The 15,291-nt window shown below is 48.6% G+C and carries 13 protein-coding genes; 10 read left to right on the forward strand and 3 right to left on the reverse strand.

Annotated features, from left to right (window positions below; translation table 11 throughout):
* Window positions 1-842 precede the first annotated feature (842 nt).
* The 6 genes from GX117_09705 (at window position 843) to GX117_09730 (ending at window position 7,366) form a co-directional block, all read left to right on the forward strand.
* Window positions 843-1,250, forward strand: a complete 408-nt coding sequence (locus GX117_09705; GenBank protein ID NLO33610.1) for a hypothetical protein — start codon at window positions 843-845, stop codon at window positions 1,248-1,250.
* 85 nt (window positions 1,251-1,335) lie between these two features.
* Complete coding sequence (locus GX117_09710; protein ID NLO33611.1) at window positions 1,336-1,971, forward strand: hypothetical protein; 636 nt, start codon at window positions 1,336-1,338, stop codon at window positions 1,969-1,971.
* Window positions 1,968-2,828: a nucleotidyl transferase AbiEii/AbiGii toxin family protein gene (locus GX117_09715; protein ID NLO33612.1), complete on the forward strand. Its 861-nt coding sequence runs from the start codon at window positions 1,968-1,970 to the stop codon at window positions 2,826-2,828. Before GX117_09710 ends, GX117_09715 begins: the two co-directional genes overlap by 4 nt.
* A 724-nt stretch (window positions 2,829-3,552) precedes the next feature.
* Window positions 3,553-4,818: a citrate synthase gene (locus GX117_09720; protein ID NLO33613.1), complete on the forward strand. Its 1,266-nt coding sequence runs from the start codon at window positions 3,553-3,555 to the stop codon at window positions 4,816-4,818.
* A 93-nt stretch (window positions 4,819-4,911) separates the two neighbouring features.
* Window positions 4,912-6,399, forward strand: a complete 1,488-nt coding sequence (locus tag GX117_09725) for a glutamate--tRNA ligase (GenBank protein NLO33614.1) — start codon at window positions 4,912-4,914, stop codon at window positions 6,397-6,399.
* Window positions 6,392-7,366, forward strand: coding sequence for an ROK family glucokinase (locus tag GX117_09730; protein ID NLO33615.1), 975 nt, complete (start codon window positions 6,392-6,394; stop codon window positions 7,364-7,366). Before GX117_09725 ends, GX117_09730 begins: the two co-directional genes overlap by 8 nt.
* A 20-nt stretch (window positions 7,367-7,386) precedes the next feature.
* Here the strand turns inward: GX117_09730 and GX117_09735 are convergent, their stop codons facing one another.
* The gene (locus GX117_09735; protein NLO33616.1) at window positions 7,387-8,322 is read right to left on the reverse strand and encodes a hypothetical protein; all 936 of its coding nucleotides are present in this window, start codon (window positions 8,320-8,322) and stop codon (window positions 7,387-7,389) included.
* A 205-nt stretch (window positions 8,323-8,527) separates the two neighbouring features.
* On the opposite strand from GX117_09735, the gene GX117_09740 reads away from it, so the two are divergent.
* The 4 genes from GX117_09740 (at window position 8,528) to GX117_09755 (ending at window position 11,950) form a co-directional block, all read left to right on the forward strand.
* Complete coding sequence (locus GX117_09740) at window positions 8,528-9,286, forward strand: sugar phosphate isomerase/epimerase (protein ID NLO33617.1); 759 nt, start codon at window positions 8,528-8,530, stop codon at window positions 9,284-9,286.
* Window positions 9,287-9,319: 33 nt separating this feature from the next.
* Window positions 9,320-10,234, forward strand: a complete 915-nt coding sequence (locus GX117_09745; GenBank protein NLO33618.1) for a carboxypeptidase regulatory-like domain-containing protein — start codon at window positions 9,320-9,322, stop codon at window positions 10,232-10,234.
* A 113-nt stretch (window positions 10,235-10,347) separates the two neighbouring features.
* Window positions 10,348-11,238: a hypothetical protein gene (locus tag GX117_09750; GenBank protein ID NLO33619.1), complete on the forward strand. Its 891-nt coding sequence runs from the start codon at window positions 10,348-10,350 to the stop codon at window positions 11,236-11,238.
* Between the two features lie 13 nt (window positions 11,239-11,251).
* The gene (locus tag GX117_09755) at window positions 11,252-11,950 is read left to right on the forward strand and encodes a hypothetical protein (GenBank protein NLO33620.1); all 699 of its coding nucleotides are present in this window, start codon (window positions 11,252-11,254) and stop codon (window positions 11,948-11,950) included.
* 148 nt (window positions 11,951-12,098) lie between these two features.
* Here GX117_09755 and GX117_09760 read toward each other — a convergent pair whose 3' ends face one another.
* Together GX117_09760 and GX117_09765 are read right to left on the reverse strand one after the other, a co-directional pair.
* The gene (locus GX117_09760; protein NLO33621.1) at window positions 12,099-12,995 is read right to left on the reverse strand and encodes a hypothetical protein; all 897 of its coding nucleotides are present in this window, start codon (window positions 12,993-12,995) and stop codon (window positions 12,099-12,101) included.
* Between the two features lie 114 nt (window positions 12,996-13,109).
* Entirely contained in the window at window positions 13,110-15,014 is a 1,905-nt protein-coding gene (locus GX117_09765; protein ID NLO33622.1) for a hypothetical protein, read from the reverse strand.
* Window positions 15,015-15,291: the final 277 nt, after the last annotated feature.

Genomic DNA, 15,291 nt, shown 5'->3' on the forward strand with positions numbered 1-15,291 from the left:
GCATGGGCGCTTGTTCCGCCTCGCTACGCTCGGCTCCACAAGCGCCCATGCAATCCTGCCAGGAGGCGCGCTCATGAAACACAGAAACTCTCATAACAACTGGACCAAAAAGCGGGGGCTTGACAGTATAATTCAGAATAGTGACTTTCGATACCTTTACATTCTTCCTTAAGCTTCGTCCCTGGTCGTTGCCGTGTGGTGCCAATTTCAAAAGCAATGCCGGAATTGTGTCCTCGACAAAATATAGAGATATTACCGAAAGTCGTGGGTGAACCGAAAAATACTACACCTTCTGATACTATTTTATCAAGCGGGGCGGATCCAAAGTTGAAATCCGCCGACCGTGCCCGGTAGGTACTCGCTGGGCGCTATCTCCGGCGTTAAGGCGAAGAAATCGTGTATTTGTATCAACACGTATACACCTGCTGCAGGCCGTCAAATTTAACATGGAAGTTTTCCGTTCTGTATAAGGGGAAGTGGGCTTTGAAAAAAAGTGTTTCACCTGAAAAGCGCTCGGATATGGGAATCGTATTACCATCGGTATTGCACAGTTCGGGTTCTGCCGAAGCAAAAGAAACTGCGGCGAAATAACCGTCATACCCTTGGATTTGCGGAATTTATTGTTCGAGTCCGAGCCAGTCCGACAAGGTGAAATTATCGGGATCGGCGATGTTTATTGTTTCCAAGAACAAGGCTGATGGTTTAGGGCTGTCTATAAAATAGTCCGGCTCATGGAACTTGGTCTTAGTCACTGCATAGATCGATTATGCTACCGTTAAAGGTCGTCGATGGACTGAATGGCGCTGTTGTGGCTTCGCTTAGGAACGAAACCGATTTAGAAAATGCTTTTAACACCATCAACAACCAAGGTCTTCTCAAGCTGCTTAGAACTATCACCGGCGCCTTCGTGGCTGTTGAACGAAGGCAGGATTTTCGAAGGCAAGCGCTGGAACAACCTACATTTCACCAATGCTTTCAAACAGGCCGCATGGGAAAGAAAGGCGAAAGTACCTTATGTGAAACAAGCAGTACTCGATTTATCGAAGATACTTGAAGATTATACCCAGTCAGCCCTAAACAGGATTTGTGCGGAGATTCAGGTGCAAATAAAAGAAATAGACGTCGAAATCTTCGCAGAAGTAAACCAAAGTCAGGAACCCACACAAAATCGATTCTTCGTACAAGCCATTGAAATAGCCTCGATATTCATCTACAGCAGCAATTACATGTCAAAAGTAGTCATAAAGTGACAGTAATTGACAAATTTTGTACTGTCTGGTATAATTTAAACACAAACAGTCATGGGTTGACTATTTTCGGTAAGGATTTGCGAAGATGAACCGCGTTACAGAATATTTCTTCAACATGCCCACGGGCGTTTTCACCCAGCCAGAAGTGGCTGTAGCGATAGACGGCTCAGATTTCAGCCGTCACGGACTGGTTAAGCGGGCGCTGGCGAAGGGGGAAATCTTGGATATTCGGCGTGGTCTCTACTGCCTGGCGCCGCGGTATCAGAAGAAACCCGTCAGCGTCTACGGGCTTGCCCAACGAGTCTATGGGCCGAGTTACATCAGCCTGGAAACAGCGCTGAGTTATCACGGATGGATTCCCGAGGCGGTCTACGCCTACACCTGTGTCAGCGCTGGACGTGCAAAGGAATTCACTACGCCGCTGGGGCTCTTCAGCTACAAACGGGTTCCGCAGCGCAGCTTCTACGCCGGCGTTGAGCGCTGTGTGGATCCGGACGGCAATACATGGTTCATGGCGTCGCCGGTGAAGGCATTGGCGGACTACGTCTATGTCCATCGACCAGACTGGACAGCGCCGGATAAAGCGGCAGCGAATTTGCGCATCGAAACGGATGAACTGACCCGTGTCACTACGGATCAACTGGAGATGCTGGTCGACAACTACTCGAATCATCGGGTGAGGCGCTTTCTTAGTGCCTGGAAGGAGGCTTTGTCCCCATGAGCCTGCAGATTGTCCGACAACGCTTGCGCTCGTATAACTGCCAGACGGAGCTTGAAGAGCAGCACGCCCTTCGCGAGATTACCCAGGAGGTTGCCCTGGCGGCATTGGGACGGGGCGATTTCTTCAAGCACGCCTTGTTTCAGGGCGGCACGTGCTTGCGCATCTTCTACGGTCTGAATCGCTTTTCCGAGGACATGGACTTCATCCTGCGAGAAGCCGATCCGGACTTCCAGATGACAGCGCATCTGCAACGTCTAGAGGCCGAACTGGCGGCCTATGGCTACGAGATTGAAATCACAGATCGAAGCAAGGCAAACACAACCGTCAAAAAAGCCTTTCTGAAAGACAGCTCTTTGGGCAAGGTGATTGAGCTTCGCCACGCCAATCAAGCCGGCCCCCTTGCGAAAATCCGCATCAAATTAGAAATTGACACCAATCCGCCTACCGGAAGCGGTGCAGAATTGCTCTATCTAGACTTTCCTTTCGTCTCCGCCGTGGCGGTACAAGACCAGCCCAGCCTGTTTGCCGGAAAGCTTCACGCGCTGCTTTGCCGGGAGTATGTGAAAGGCCGTGACTGGTACGACTTCATCTGGTACACCAGCCAGGGAATCGGGGTCAACTACGCGTTCTTGACGTCCGCCATCAACCAACTCGGCCCATGGCAGGGAGGGGATGTCGCGGCACACAAAAACTGGGTGGTGAGCGAACTCAAAAAAAAGATTACGTCCATCAATTGGAAACAGGCCGTTAATGATGTCCGCCGCTTCATCCGGGTCAACGAACAGCCGTCTCTGGATCTGTGGGGAAGAGATCTGTTTCTCAATCAGCTTGCCAAGTGGGAACGGTCAACCGGCTGAACCGGTAACCCTTCTCGTCCACCGATCTTCCTGTTGTCTGAAAGGGATTGGATTAAATCTGTGCTTCCCCCCGTCTCAAAAATGATTATGGTCGTGCAAAATCGGTACCAGAGACCGTTTTGACGGCAAAATCATCACAGCTCCCCCCTCCCCCTTTTTCGAAAGTTCCTCCATTCCTCCGGTAAGTACCCCGTAGATCCTCCGCGCATTACGCTGTGTCAGTTATGAGTATTGTCTCTCGAACAAATAAGTGGCCGCCTTCGTCTGAAATATGCAGGTGTCTCCTCAATACAAGTGTCTTATGAAACCATTTATCTAGCAGCTTTTAAGACTATACCTTCCCCAAAAGACTGGTTTTGGTAGAATTTCTGAAGAGCAATTGCAAGGGGCTGTTAAAGATTTAAATAATAGACCAAGGGAAACACTTCATTACAGAACTCCGGCCGAAGTCTTTTTTCAGGAAGGGGTTTCAATTCGAGTTTGAACCTGCGGGGGCGTTTATTACATTTCAAATCGGCAGCTTTGGTATACTTGAGAGCATCTTCAACAAAACTCCGGTACCGCGTTTTGTAAAAGCTGAGCTGTGGAGGACGGGAAAAACCACGAAGTCAGCACAACTAGCGTGCCGGACGCCTTCCCATATGAATTTATGGAGCATGACACACCAACAATAAAGGCCAAGCACGGTTTTATATAAATCTGACACTTAAACAGGAGACTGTAAATGGATAATGCAACGTTAAGCTTAAACGGCAAAGAATATGAACTGCCCGTATTTATGGGTACAGAAGGTGAAGTCGCCCTCGACATACGCAAATTACGGGCGTTGACCGGCGCCATTACCTACGATCCCGGCTATGCCAATACCGGGTCATGCCGCAGTGCCATCACCTTCATTGACGGCGACAAAGGAATTTTACGCTATCGCGGCTATCCCATTGAGGAATTAGCTGGACAGGTTCGTTATTCAGCTGCCGCCTATCTTATGATTTATGGGCGTCTACCCACGGAAAGCGAATTCCTTGATTGGCGCAAACAGTTGACCTTAAATAGCTTCATCCATGCAAGCCAGGTTAATTTCTTTGATAATTTCAGTGCCTTGGCACATCCCATGAATATTTTGGGGGCCATGGTATCGTCTATGTCCTCCTTTTATCCGCACGACGCGGAAGATGAGAGTGATGTGGATTTTCACATTCAACGTTTAATCGGTCAGGTGAAAACGATCGCTGCCTTTTCCTACCGCAAATCGGTGGGACTTCCCTACATTTATCCGAAAACCGATCATAGTTATGCCGCCAACTTTTTGCGCATGATGTTCGCCAGCCCCGCAGAAGAGTACGTTGTACCGAAGGCCATGGAAAACGCCTTGGACATGCTTCTCATATTACATATGGATCACGAACAAAACTGCAGCACATCGACCGTACGCATGGTTGCCAGCAGTATGTCCAACATTTATGCCTCCGTTTCTGCGGGAATCAATGCCTTGTGGGGTCGGCTTCATGGCGGTGCCAATGAGGCAGTATTAAGCATGCTTCAGACCATTGCCGACGACGGCCGCAATGTTGGGAAATATGTGGAGATGGCGAAACGCCGTGATAATCCTTTCAAATTAATGGGCTTCGGACATCGGGTCTACAAAAACTTTGATCCCCGTTCAAAAATATTAAAAAAAGCGGTCGATGACGTACTGATTGAACTGGGTGTCCACGACCCCCTCCTTGATGTAGCGAAAGAACTTGAAGAAGTCGCGCTGCAGGATGATTTCTTTATTGAGCGCAAACTCTATCCCAATGTAGACTTCTACAGCGGTATTTTGTACCGGTCGCTGGGTATCCCCAAAGAAATGTTCACTGTTTTGTTTGCTATTGGGCGCATGCCGGGCTGGATTGCTCACTGGCTGGAAATGCGTTCGGATCCTGATTTGCGCATCCAGCGCCCCCGCCAAATTTATATTGGCGAAAAACTGCGCCACTACGAAGAATAAGCTCGGTACAGAAGCACGTATAAAAGCCGGGAGAGGCTATTTGTCTCGGCACGCAACAAACGATAAAATAAATTCAACTACGAAGGAATTTTCATGGAGAATAAAATTCGTTGCCGTATAGCCCCGTCCCCCTCGGGCTTTCTTCATATAGGCACGGCGAAGACCGCCTTATACAACTGGCTTTTTGCACGCAGTCACGGCGGCGTTTTTGTCTTGCGCTTAGAAGATACCGATGCGGAGCGTTCCGACGAACAATTTGTGCATGCCATGTGCGAAGGCTTCAAGTGGCTGGGGATTGATTGGGATGAAGGGCCGCGATTTGGCGATGAAATAGAACGAGGCGATTATGGTCCCTATCGCCAATCCAGCCGCAGCGAATTCTATAGGAGAGAAGCGGCGCGGCTCCTTGAAGAAGGCAAAGCCTATAAATGTTTTTGTACGAAAGAAGAATTGGACGCGCAGCGGGAACTCGCCGCCCTTGAAAAACGGCCTCCGCGCTACTCCGGGAAATGCCGCAGCCTGACAGCGGAAGAAATCGCCGCCAAAGGTGATATGCCCTTCTCCATACGCTTCCGTGTTCCCGAAGGGGAAACGGTGGTCGACGATATTGTCCAAGGTCCCGTCCGTTTTAATAACAAAGAGTACGATGATTTTATTATTGTGAAGCCCAATGGCGACGCTATCTTTCATCTGGCTGTGGTGGTAGATGATGGTCTAATGAAGATTACCCATGTCATACGAGGCGACGATCATCTGACCAATGCAGGGCGTCACGTCATGCTGTTTAACGCCTTGGGCTATCCTCTGCCGAAATTTGCGCACACGCCCCTTGTCCATGATGAACATGGCAAAAAGTTTAGCAAACGACTGCACGGCGCCAATGTATTAGACTGGCGCGCTGATGGATATCTGCCTGAAACAATGATCAATTATATTGCCTTGTTAGGGTGGACTTCAGAAGAAGAAGGACGTGAGTTCTTTTCCCTTGACGATTTAAAACGGCTCTTTTCACTCAAACGCCTGACCAAATCGCCGGCACGTTTCGACCGCAAAAAATTGGATTGGCTCAACGGCCAGCATATACGTATGCTCAGCCAGGAAGAACTTTGTGACCGCGTATTACCTCTGCTGCGCGACTCCGGTATTGACGTTGACGCCTATCCGCGGGAACGTATGGTTGCCATTGCCGGCATCTGCCAGGAAAAAATCCCCACGCTCAACCAAATTGTTCCCTTTACTGATTTCTTCTTTCATAATATCAATGGTTATGATGCCAAAGGTGTCCGTAAATATTTTGAGACCTCCGATGCGTTGTCTGTTTTGGAAATGCTGCAGGCTTGTATGGAAAGCGTAGCCGACTGGAAAAAAGCATCCTTAAAAGATGCCTATGATGCACTGGCTGCTGAGCAGAATATCAAGATTGGTATACTGGTGAATACGACGCGCCTCGTCCTTACGGGCAAGACCGTGGGCCCCGGCTTATACGAATTAGCGGAGTTATTGGGCCGTGACTGCGCGTTGGAACGCATCGAAAAGGCACAGTTATTTGTGAAAGCCATGGGAGAAAAAACGCATGACTAAGGTAATCATCGGTGTAGATTTGGGCGGCACAGATATCAAGACCGCTTTGGTTTCCGAAGAACGTTCTATTATTGCCAAGGCCTCACGGCCGACAGGCGCATCAGAAGGACCGAAAGCGGTGATGGATCTCATGGCTGAAAGTGTCTTCGATCTTTTGCGTGAACAACAAATAGACCCCTCTCAAGTCTTGGCGGCAGGTTTTGGCGCGCCCGGTCCGATGAATTGGCAAACGGGCGTGGTCTTCGATCCGCCCAATCTCAAGGGCTGGAAGAATGTTCCCCTTGCCGACGAGATGAGCAAGCGTCTGCAGGTACCCTGCTATGTTGATAACGATGCAAACGTCGCTTGTTACGGAGAATACTGGCTGGGCGCAGGTCAAGGCGCAGAAAGCGTTGTGGTCTTTACACTCGGTACGGGTGTGGGCGGCGGCATTGTGGTATTCGGCCGCTTACTGCGCGGCATCGACGGCACGGCAGCGGAATTGGGACATCTCACCGTGCAACGGGACGGGCGTCTATGCGGTTGTGGAGCGCGGGGTTGTTTGGAGACCTATGCCTCTGTGACCGGTATGATCCGCAGCGCCGTTGAAGGCTGGGACAGCACAGCCACCACTTTAAAAGAACGCTGTGGCGGTAATCCCAAGAACTTAACCGGAAAAATTATCTATGAGGCTGCTGTGGCCGGTGACCGATTTGCTTTAGAAGTATTTCATGAAACGGCGGTATGGCTGGGGCTGGGCGCTGCAAGTATGGTGAACGCGCTGAATCCGGAACGCATAGTCCTTTGCGGCGGCATGATTAATGCCGGCGACATGCTCTTTGATACGGTGCGGGAAACAGTGCTCGCCAACGCCTTTGAAGTGCCGGCGAAACGCTGTGAAATTGTGCCGGCCGGGCTGGGCTCCGATTCGGGTGTCATCGGCAGTGCCGGCTGCGCCCTTGCACGTTATCAAGAAAGCCATTGCTAATCACGGAATAATATCCGTACTCAATGCTTGGTTTTTTCAGCGCTATAGGCTTCGAAAAGGGCGGCAATATTAGCGTCGCCAGTGTTGCCCTCATGCACCACAACCCGATATTTCAGGCTGATTGATTCGCCCTCTGCGAATACGAGGGCTTTATCTTCAGGCGGCCAGTACATGGGTGTTGGTGAAAAGAAACCATAATCTCTTGTAAACCACGGAGCCGGATAAAGAGGATTATCGGGATGTTGTAAAATGGCGAGCCCTTCTGTGACCTTTCCGTTGATACCGTAAAAATCACACCAAGGCGCCGCCTTGCCAAAGGTGCCCGTCTCCTTTTGATCTCCGTATGTGTTTATTAAGGTTCCTCCCGCTTCTACGCTTATCTCCGGTTTCATGCGTGCAGCAAAAAGCGAATGGTTGGTTTTCTCAACAGTCACCTCGACAAGGGGCATCAATGTAATCTCAAAGTCAATGATGCGCAGGGTTGGGTCGGGAGCGGATACGGTAATTCTGCGTGTATCGCGAAGCACGGGATCCTGTCGCCCTTTCGCCCACTCACATTCGTTTTCAAAAACAACCTGTGTTCCTTCCGCCTCTATTACGCGCAGTGCTGTTGACCGTATACGGCCGGCTGCCAAACTATCTTGCCAGTAATTGCCGCCATTGACTTTGTCACAGCCGAAAAACAACGAATGGTGATGCGGATAAGGCTCACTGCTTTCGGTGGTTATCGACAATCCGCTGGATGGTCCATTCACGGGAAAAAAGTACGGATATTTTTGTTTTTTATCGCCAAATTTGTAGACCGTGAATAAGGAACCGTCCACAAAAACCGCCACATTATTTTCCGACACTTCCGCCTTGACGGGAAGAGGAAGGGCATGAAGATGCCCCGTGCAAAGGATAACCAAGCTTAAGGCCAAAAAGAGGAAGGGGATTTTTTTGATGGTATCTGCCATGATCAATTACTCGGTCGTTCCACAGTGGACAAGCCTATGGGTATGAATAGACTCCGACCCTTATTTCAAGATATGATACTGTATCCTTGTTTATCTTTTCATGCCCTCTTTGTCGTGGCAGGGTTTGCAGCTTACCACAGAACTTGGGCAGATTGAATTGCCTTACCTCACTGAAACAGGATGAGCATTTTTTGGGAGTACTGAAATGACTACTTATCCCTTTGGATTACAACTTTATTCGGTTCGGGATCAACTCCAACAAAACCCCGGACAAGGATTGACACGTGTCAGGGACGCCGGCTATACCCATGTCGAGCTTGCGGGTATGTACGGGCTCGCACCGCTGCAATTAAAGGTATTGTTGGATGGTGCCGGTCTGACGCCCATAAGCATGCATGTACCCTATGAAGAATTAACCGGGCAATTAGATCAAGTACTTAAGGCGGCCTCCATCCTCGGCGTTTCCTATATTGTGGTGCCTTGGCTGGGCGCAGAAAGCTGCGCCGATAAAGACGCCTGGCTCAAGGCCATTGATGCCATGGACAAAGCAGGCGCCGTGATAGCCCGGGAAAACACTACCCTTTGCTATCATAACCATGCCCATGAATTTGAAAGCTTAGACGATACAACTATTTTTGAACTGATTTTCGACAACAGCGCTCCGGAAAATCTAAAATGTGAATTGGATCTCGGATGGGCTGTTGTGGCTAAGGCAGCCCTTTTGGAACTGTTAAAGAAACTCACGGGCCGTGTTCCCTTAGTACATGTAAAAGATTTCAAAAGTGTGGTTCCCCCCGCTTTTACGGAATTAGGAAAGGGCGTGATATACTGGGAACCAATACTGGCGTCCGCGCGGGATGCCGGTGCGAAGTGGTTTATCGTTGAACAAGACGAATCAGAACAAGATACCATTGAAAGTTCTCGGGAGAATGCCCTGTTTATGCGATCACTGAATGCGCAATAATGGTGCTTTCGGAACACGACGGACAGTTAGCTCATGAAACGACCAAAGACTCAATCCCTTTTTGCAAGACCCTATACCGACGCCTTACTTTGTGTAACGCTGTGTATTATTCTTTTCGGATGCGGACAGACCTCGCGAATCAAGGGAATCACTACCGATGTGAGCGGCGCAGAGTTGCCGGGTGTCGTGATACGGGTAGTCGGCACTGCTCATGAAGGCTTTTCCAATGCCAACGGCGCTTACTCCTTTCGCAGTCTGCCCGGAGAATTAGAGTTGGAAATTTCGAAAACGGGATATGCACCCGTCCACCGCAGCATAACCGCGCCTTCTTTAGGCGTTTTCAATATGGACCCCATCCAGCTTTGGCCGCTGCCCCCTGCCGAAGGCGTGTACACCTTCTACCGCTACCACTATGAGGCGACAGAAAGACCCCGTGCCAATCGCTACCTTGTCGAAAATGAAGGGATTGCTTTTGGCACACCGGTTGAGCCCGGCATCGTTATTCCCTATGCCGATCCGAAAAGCAATCCTGAACTCAATCCGCCCCGCCTTATAGCGCATCGTATGCCTGTTTATGACGCTCGTTTCTGCCGGCTTCGAAAAGTTAAAGCAACGGCGGCACAATCGACCTCGGTCAAAGCCAAAGACAATAAAAACAAAAAACTTTCCTACACGGAAGATGTTTGGGTTGCCGATGAATCCATACCCCTTATTTCTACGCCCTTAGATGAACCGGAGCGGTTGTTGATGGAGTTGTGTCCGACCATGCCCCTGGAACCGGGAGCCTATGCCATTCACTGGGGCGCTTTGGATGGATACGACAGCATCGATCATCGCGCCTTCCTCTTTTCAGTAATCGAAGAAAACGAGGAAGAGGACAAGGAGAATGAAGAAGGAACGGATGACGAGGGGACGCAGGAAAAAGACGGGGCTCCAAAAAAACAATAACGATTTGACAGAAAAGAAGGCTTAAAAAGCAGAAAACCAAACCCGGACAGGGCTAAAGAATAGAGCCCTTTTTCTGCATCATATAGACGCTTTAACTTACAGGAGAACAATTCATGGCTGCTATTTTGGACTTCAAAGAAAAACCTTCCTTATTCAGTGCATACAAAAATCTCTTTGCACCGGGAAGAGCCAAATATGCCGGACTCGACGAATTACCCAAAACCGAAGCGCATTGGAAAGGCGCCACAGAAACGCCGGATAAAATACAAGCCTACCGCGAAGCCTGCGGTTTTGAAAATGATGGTTTCTTACCCCTCTTATATCCCCATGTGCTTACCTCCGCTATGCATATCCACATGCTCGCCAACAAAGCCTTCCCTATCTCCGCCTTTGGCGCCGTTCATGCACGGAATCACATTTTGCAACGTCGCAAAATAGAAGAAACGGAAACAGTTGATCTTGTCTGCGCAATGGGGGAAGCCCGTATCCTGAAGCCGGGACTTGAAGTAGACATTACGACCACGGTCTTGGTTGATGACACACCTGTATGGGAAAGTATCAGTGCTTATCTTTTCCGGGGCAAAAAATTTGGTGATATCGGAGAAGCAGTGAATGTAGCAACTTTTGATGATATGGATGAACCGGGCATCAATGCGGAATGGCACGTCCCCAAAGATATGGGCCGCCGGTATGCCAAAATTACAGGGGACTATAATCCGATCCACGTCTCTAAAATAATGGCCAAAATATTCGGCTTCAAACGGGATATTATTCACGGTATGTGGGCACTGGCGAAAAGCGTATCTCATTTGCCGGATAAGGGTGATGCAGTTCGCCTTGATGTCGCTTTCAAAGGCCCCGTATTCATGGACAGCGACTGTTTTTTGAAAGGACAAGAATCTGATACGGATTGCCGTTTTGATCTTTTTTGTGGTAAAAATCCGCGCCCCTCTATTGTTGCTTCCTTACGCAAAATAGAGGGAACGGACTCCTTATTATCCTGAGAAAGTGAATGAAATGACACAGTTTGAATACACCATCGGCAAAGAAGTCGACCTCAAAGCAGAATGGGAAAAGACCTTGGAGGATCCCGGGTTACATTCCAACTTCATTCTGAAAACTATGTATGCCGTGATGGATCTGTTTTACGGAAAAAAACGAGAGTTAGAAAAATTTATGGTGCTGGAAGTCTTGGCACGCTACCCCTATATCGCTTGGGAGCTGGGCTCGTATTTGCGGCTGTCACGTAAATTCACGAGCCGCCGCTATCCGGAAAAAGAGATGACTGACCTGGCATGGAATCATATCGAATTGGGGCGTGAGTCTCAGGATAATGAGCAATGGCATCTCTTCATCATCACAGACCTCATGCGCCAACAGGGTATCAAACCCAAGTTCATAAAACATTTTGCCTTACCGCGCATGATGGCCTTTGGCTACTATTGCCTGACGCGCTTCATGTACCGTTTTACCCCTGCTCTTTCCTTTGATATGAATGCACGGTTCGAGAGCCACGCCGAGCGCGAATACGCTAAGGCTGTGCAAGATCATCCCGAATGGGAAGACACGCCTATTGATACGGTCTATTTTGAATACTATCCGAAGGTGGAGACCCTTGCCGACTTGTTCCGTCGTATCAGTCTTGACGAACGGGATCATAAGTTTTCCTCTTGGGAAGCCTATGAAAAATTAACGGGCAAACCTTTTAAACCCTAAGGCTTGATGCGCAAAAAGAAATAGGCGCCAAAAACATACTACGGTTTTCAACGTTCCGTTGACAGCAAAATTTAGAGCGGGAGACAAACACACGCTAATGGGTGTCTGTCTCCCGCTCCATTGTGAAAGGGAATGTTATGAAACCGAATTAAATCCCAAAAACATCCATGGAAGTTATCATCCAATTGTCCCCTTCTTTTTTGCAGGTGACTTCAAGGGTGATGCTTCCGAAAAATCCTTCTATATCGACAGGATACAAGACTGCTTCTTCGTCGTCTAAGGTAATTTCTGTGTCGTCGGTGACAACCTTCACGTCATCCAGAAAACCACTTAATTTTGCCTCGTCTAAAAAGGATTTCAATTCTTCTTTGCTGCCGTATTCATAATGTTCGAAATCTTCAGACACAGCGTTCAACGCGCCGTCAATATCTTTGTCGGCTATTTTTTGCAGGAAGGCCGTCGCACTGTCCATGATGACTGCCTCTACATCTTCAACAGGAGCCTCTTCCTCTGCAGGCGCTTCTTCTTCAACAGCCGGCGCTGCTGCTTGTTGCGCTTGGTCAGGCATGATCACCTCAATACAAGGCGTCAATTCGGGTTCTCCGGAAAGTTGTTTCAAAAAGGCTTCCTTGGCCGCGTCCATGTCGCGCACCATAAGATATAACTTTGCGACCGATGCAGCGTCCATCAAATCGGCTGCCTCATTAACACTGGCCTGCTGTAAACGGACAATATTTAAATCGACTTCCATAAGCTCACGGGTCAATCCGGCGATAACACTATTACTTTCCTCTTTGTTGATGGCTGCCGTAAGTGCATCCACTTTCTCATCACGACGCTCCAGATAACTATCCATCAGGGAGCGGTACTCGCGATATCCCGACATGATATCCATGAGATCATAATCACTTAATCCCGCTTCGTTGGCAAACTGCATGAGCATTCCCAGCTCAAGTACACCTTCAGAGGCTGCGTCAGACTCAGCAACCACAATACCGGAACAGCCCAAAACCAAGGTTAATAAAACCACCACGTACTGTTTCATTCCACTTACTCCTTATTGTTTTATACATCCAAGACACTTAACAATCATGTATGTTATTGTACAGTATCTTCGGTTGCTTTTCTAGCCTTAGACTTGCAGAATACCGGCGAGGTTTCAACGTCCCAAAATAATGGAACTAAGATCACGCTGTTCGACCATGCACGCCGCGCCGGGGGCAACGCCGCAGCGAGCACAATTGAAAGGATCCGCATCCCGTTCCAATTTTTCCCTATACAAGGCAAAAAAGGTATAAGGATCACAAAACACCCAGTCATGTTCTCCGTGCCCTTCCAAGAGATCATGGTACACTTTTTTCATCATGCTCGGTGTTTGAAGTATCCATCGAAACACAAGGAATTCAGGCTTAGACGCTTTAGCAAAAGAAGCCATTTGCTCTGCAGCTTGGGCGGTATTGCCCGCTTTGGGATAAATATCAGCATGATGACGAATGAAAGGCGTTTCGCCCACTAATTTTTTCTCGAAGCCCAATTGCATGCCAACGCCGTCCGGTGAGAATTGGGCATAGGCTTTCTGCAGCGACAGAGGCATATCTCCATGAAATCCGTTAATGACGAAACCGGTAATGGAATAATCGAATTTTTGATAATACCGCTTATTGTGTTCGATCCACAGCCCAACAGCATCGGGAAGACCGCTGTTCAATCGTGTTCCCGTTAAGAGGTTGGGATTCAAATACCCCGCGCCGGAATCACCGCCTATGAAATAGTCATTGGGTGTCGCAGTGCTGTAAAGATAATCGAAAGCCTGCGGGATACGATCGGACAAATTCGGATTAAAAGCCCATGCAATAGGTAATTCGCCCCGTTCGGGATCATCCCAAATGCGGGGTATATGGCGCGACATCCAAGCTGCTGAATCATAATCCCCCATATAAATGAGAACATAGGTTTTTTCTTCCAAGGGTGGATGTGGTTTTTTCTGTTGCTGACTATAGTGATCTCGAAGCGGGAAATGGCTGTAAACAGAAGCGTTGGGCAGACAGGTCAATCCCAAGGCGTCGGCGTCGATAAAAGCATTGTAGGCGCTGAACACGGCTACACATTCCCATTCTGTGGGTACGGGCAGACGGCCGCCGCCGGCGGGACCGTGATTCGTATACTTGAGATTCCAATGTACAAAGCCGCCCACACAAGTGAATGTTTTACCGGCATTTATTTTATATTGAGATTCTAATAGTTGGCGCAAGGTGTCGCTGTCGCAGCCTAGGGGTTGATTGGGGTGGTCAATGGGATATTCGTCGGGCCATACAAGCAAATCAAAGAAAAATGCTTTTCGTGCAATGTAATAATCGTGATTGGCAAGGGTCGTATTGGGGAGATCGGGATATTGAAAACCCGGCTGTCCGGGTCGTTGTGTGTAGGCATCGACATAAAACGCCATCAATGCGGGATTACATTTACCGGTGTCGAGATACTCCCGTTTCGCCCATAAATAGGCGTCGCATTTTGTGCTTCCCGATTCCCTTCCCGTAAAAAGACCGCACAAATCTTTTTTGATGTTAATATCAATATGATGGTCCTGCAAATACTGCATCAGCGCGCTGTCGGCACGGAGGGGCAGCCACCCCTCTACTCCGCAAATAGTGGATGCTACGTTGGCACTTGCAGCCACGTCGGGATCCCAGACCACGTAGCCTGCGATGGCAGAAGAAAAATGCTGTAACAGTACGTCCAGCCTTGTGAAGGTCAATATTCCTCGATCGGGAAACATGGGCCTCTGTATTTTTTCAAACCAATAATCATCAATATTGATGATCTCACCGCCCTCGCGGCTTTCTAGAAATCGAATAAACAGACGAGGGTGATCACGATTTACCAAACCTTGCAAAGCACTGATTAGCTTGAGCGTGTCATAGCGTAAGACGGAATCATCGGGCATGTCTTCGAAGATATCTTTTATCGCTACGACGACGAGATTTTCCGTTCCTTGATGCGCAGGCGCACCCTCGCCAACCGAATTCATACTAAGCAAGAAACAGATGACCGCGTTCAGTATCATTTTGGTCATTACCTTTCTGTACAGAGACGCCAAATTCATAGTATTACAGCATATATCGACTGTGAAAGTTTTTCTTTCGAATAAAATAACTTAATGAAAGGACAAATTAAGGCCTGATTTTACTTCTAAGTTCCGTTCTTGCAAGAAGGGGCGCAGGTTCAAACTCGAATTGCAACCCCTTCCTGAAAAAAGACTTCGGCCGGAGTTCTGTAATTAAGTGTTTTCCTTGGTCTATTATTTAAATCTTGAACAGCCCTTTGTAACTGCTCTTCAGAAA

The sequence above is a fragment of the Candidatus Hydrogenedentota bacterium genome (genome assembly GCA_012523015.1).
Taxonomy (GTDB): Bacteria; Hydrogenedentota; Hydrogenedentia; order Hydrogenedentales; family CAITNO01; genus JAAYBJ01.

Excerpts from the sequence above, each read along its gene's own strand:
- GX117_09765 (NLO33622.1), bottom strand. The coding sequence starts at position 15,014 with ATGATACTGAACGCGGTCATCTGTTTCTTGCTTAGTATGAATTCGGTT.
- GX117_09710 (NLO33611.1), top strand. The coding sequence starts at position 1,336 with ATGAACCGCGTTACAGAATATTTCTTCAACATGCCCACGGGCGTTTTC.
- GX117_09705 (NLO33610.1), top strand. The coding sequence starts at position 843 with ATGCTTTTAACACCATCAACAACCAAGGTCTTCTCAAGCTGCTTAGAA.
- GX117_09745 (NLO33618.1), top strand. The coding sequence starts at position 9,320 with ATGAAACGACCAAAGACTCAATCCCTTTTTGCAAGACCCTATACCGAC.
- GX117_09735 (NLO33616.1), bottom strand. The coding sequence starts at position 8,322 with ATGGCAGATACCATCAAAAAAATCCCCTTCCTCTTTTTGGCCTTAAGC.
- GX117_09730 (NLO33615.1), top strand. The coding sequence starts at position 6,392 with ATGACTAAGGTAATCATCGGTGTAGATTTGGGCGGCACAGATATCAAG.
- GX117_09725 (NLO33614.1), top strand. The coding sequence starts at position 4,912 with ATGGAGAATAAAATTCGTTGCCGTATAGCCCCGTCCCCCTCGGGCTTT.
- GX117_09715 (NLO33612.1), top strand. The coding sequence starts at position 1,968 with ATGAGCCTGCAGATTGTCCGACAACGCTTGCGCTCGTATAACTGCCAG.
- GX117_09740 (NLO33617.1), top strand. The coding sequence starts at position 8,528 with ATGACTACTTATCCCTTTGGATTACAACTTTATTCGGTTCGGGATCAA.
- GX117_09760 (NLO33621.1), bottom strand. The coding sequence starts at position 12,995 with ATGAAACAGTACGTGGTGGTTTTATTAACCTTGGTTTTGGGCTGTTCC.
- GX117_09750 (NLO33619.1), top strand. The coding sequence starts at position 10,348 with ATGGCTGCTATTTTGGACTTCAAAGAAAAACCTTCCTTATTCAGTGCA.
- GX117_09755 (NLO33620.1), top strand. The coding sequence starts at position 11,252 with ATGACACAGTTTGAATACACCATCGGCAAAGAAGTCGACCTCAAAGCA.
- GX117_09720 (NLO33613.1), top strand. The coding sequence starts at position 3,553 with ATGGATAATGCAACGTTAAGCTTAAACGGCAAAGAATATGAACTGCCC.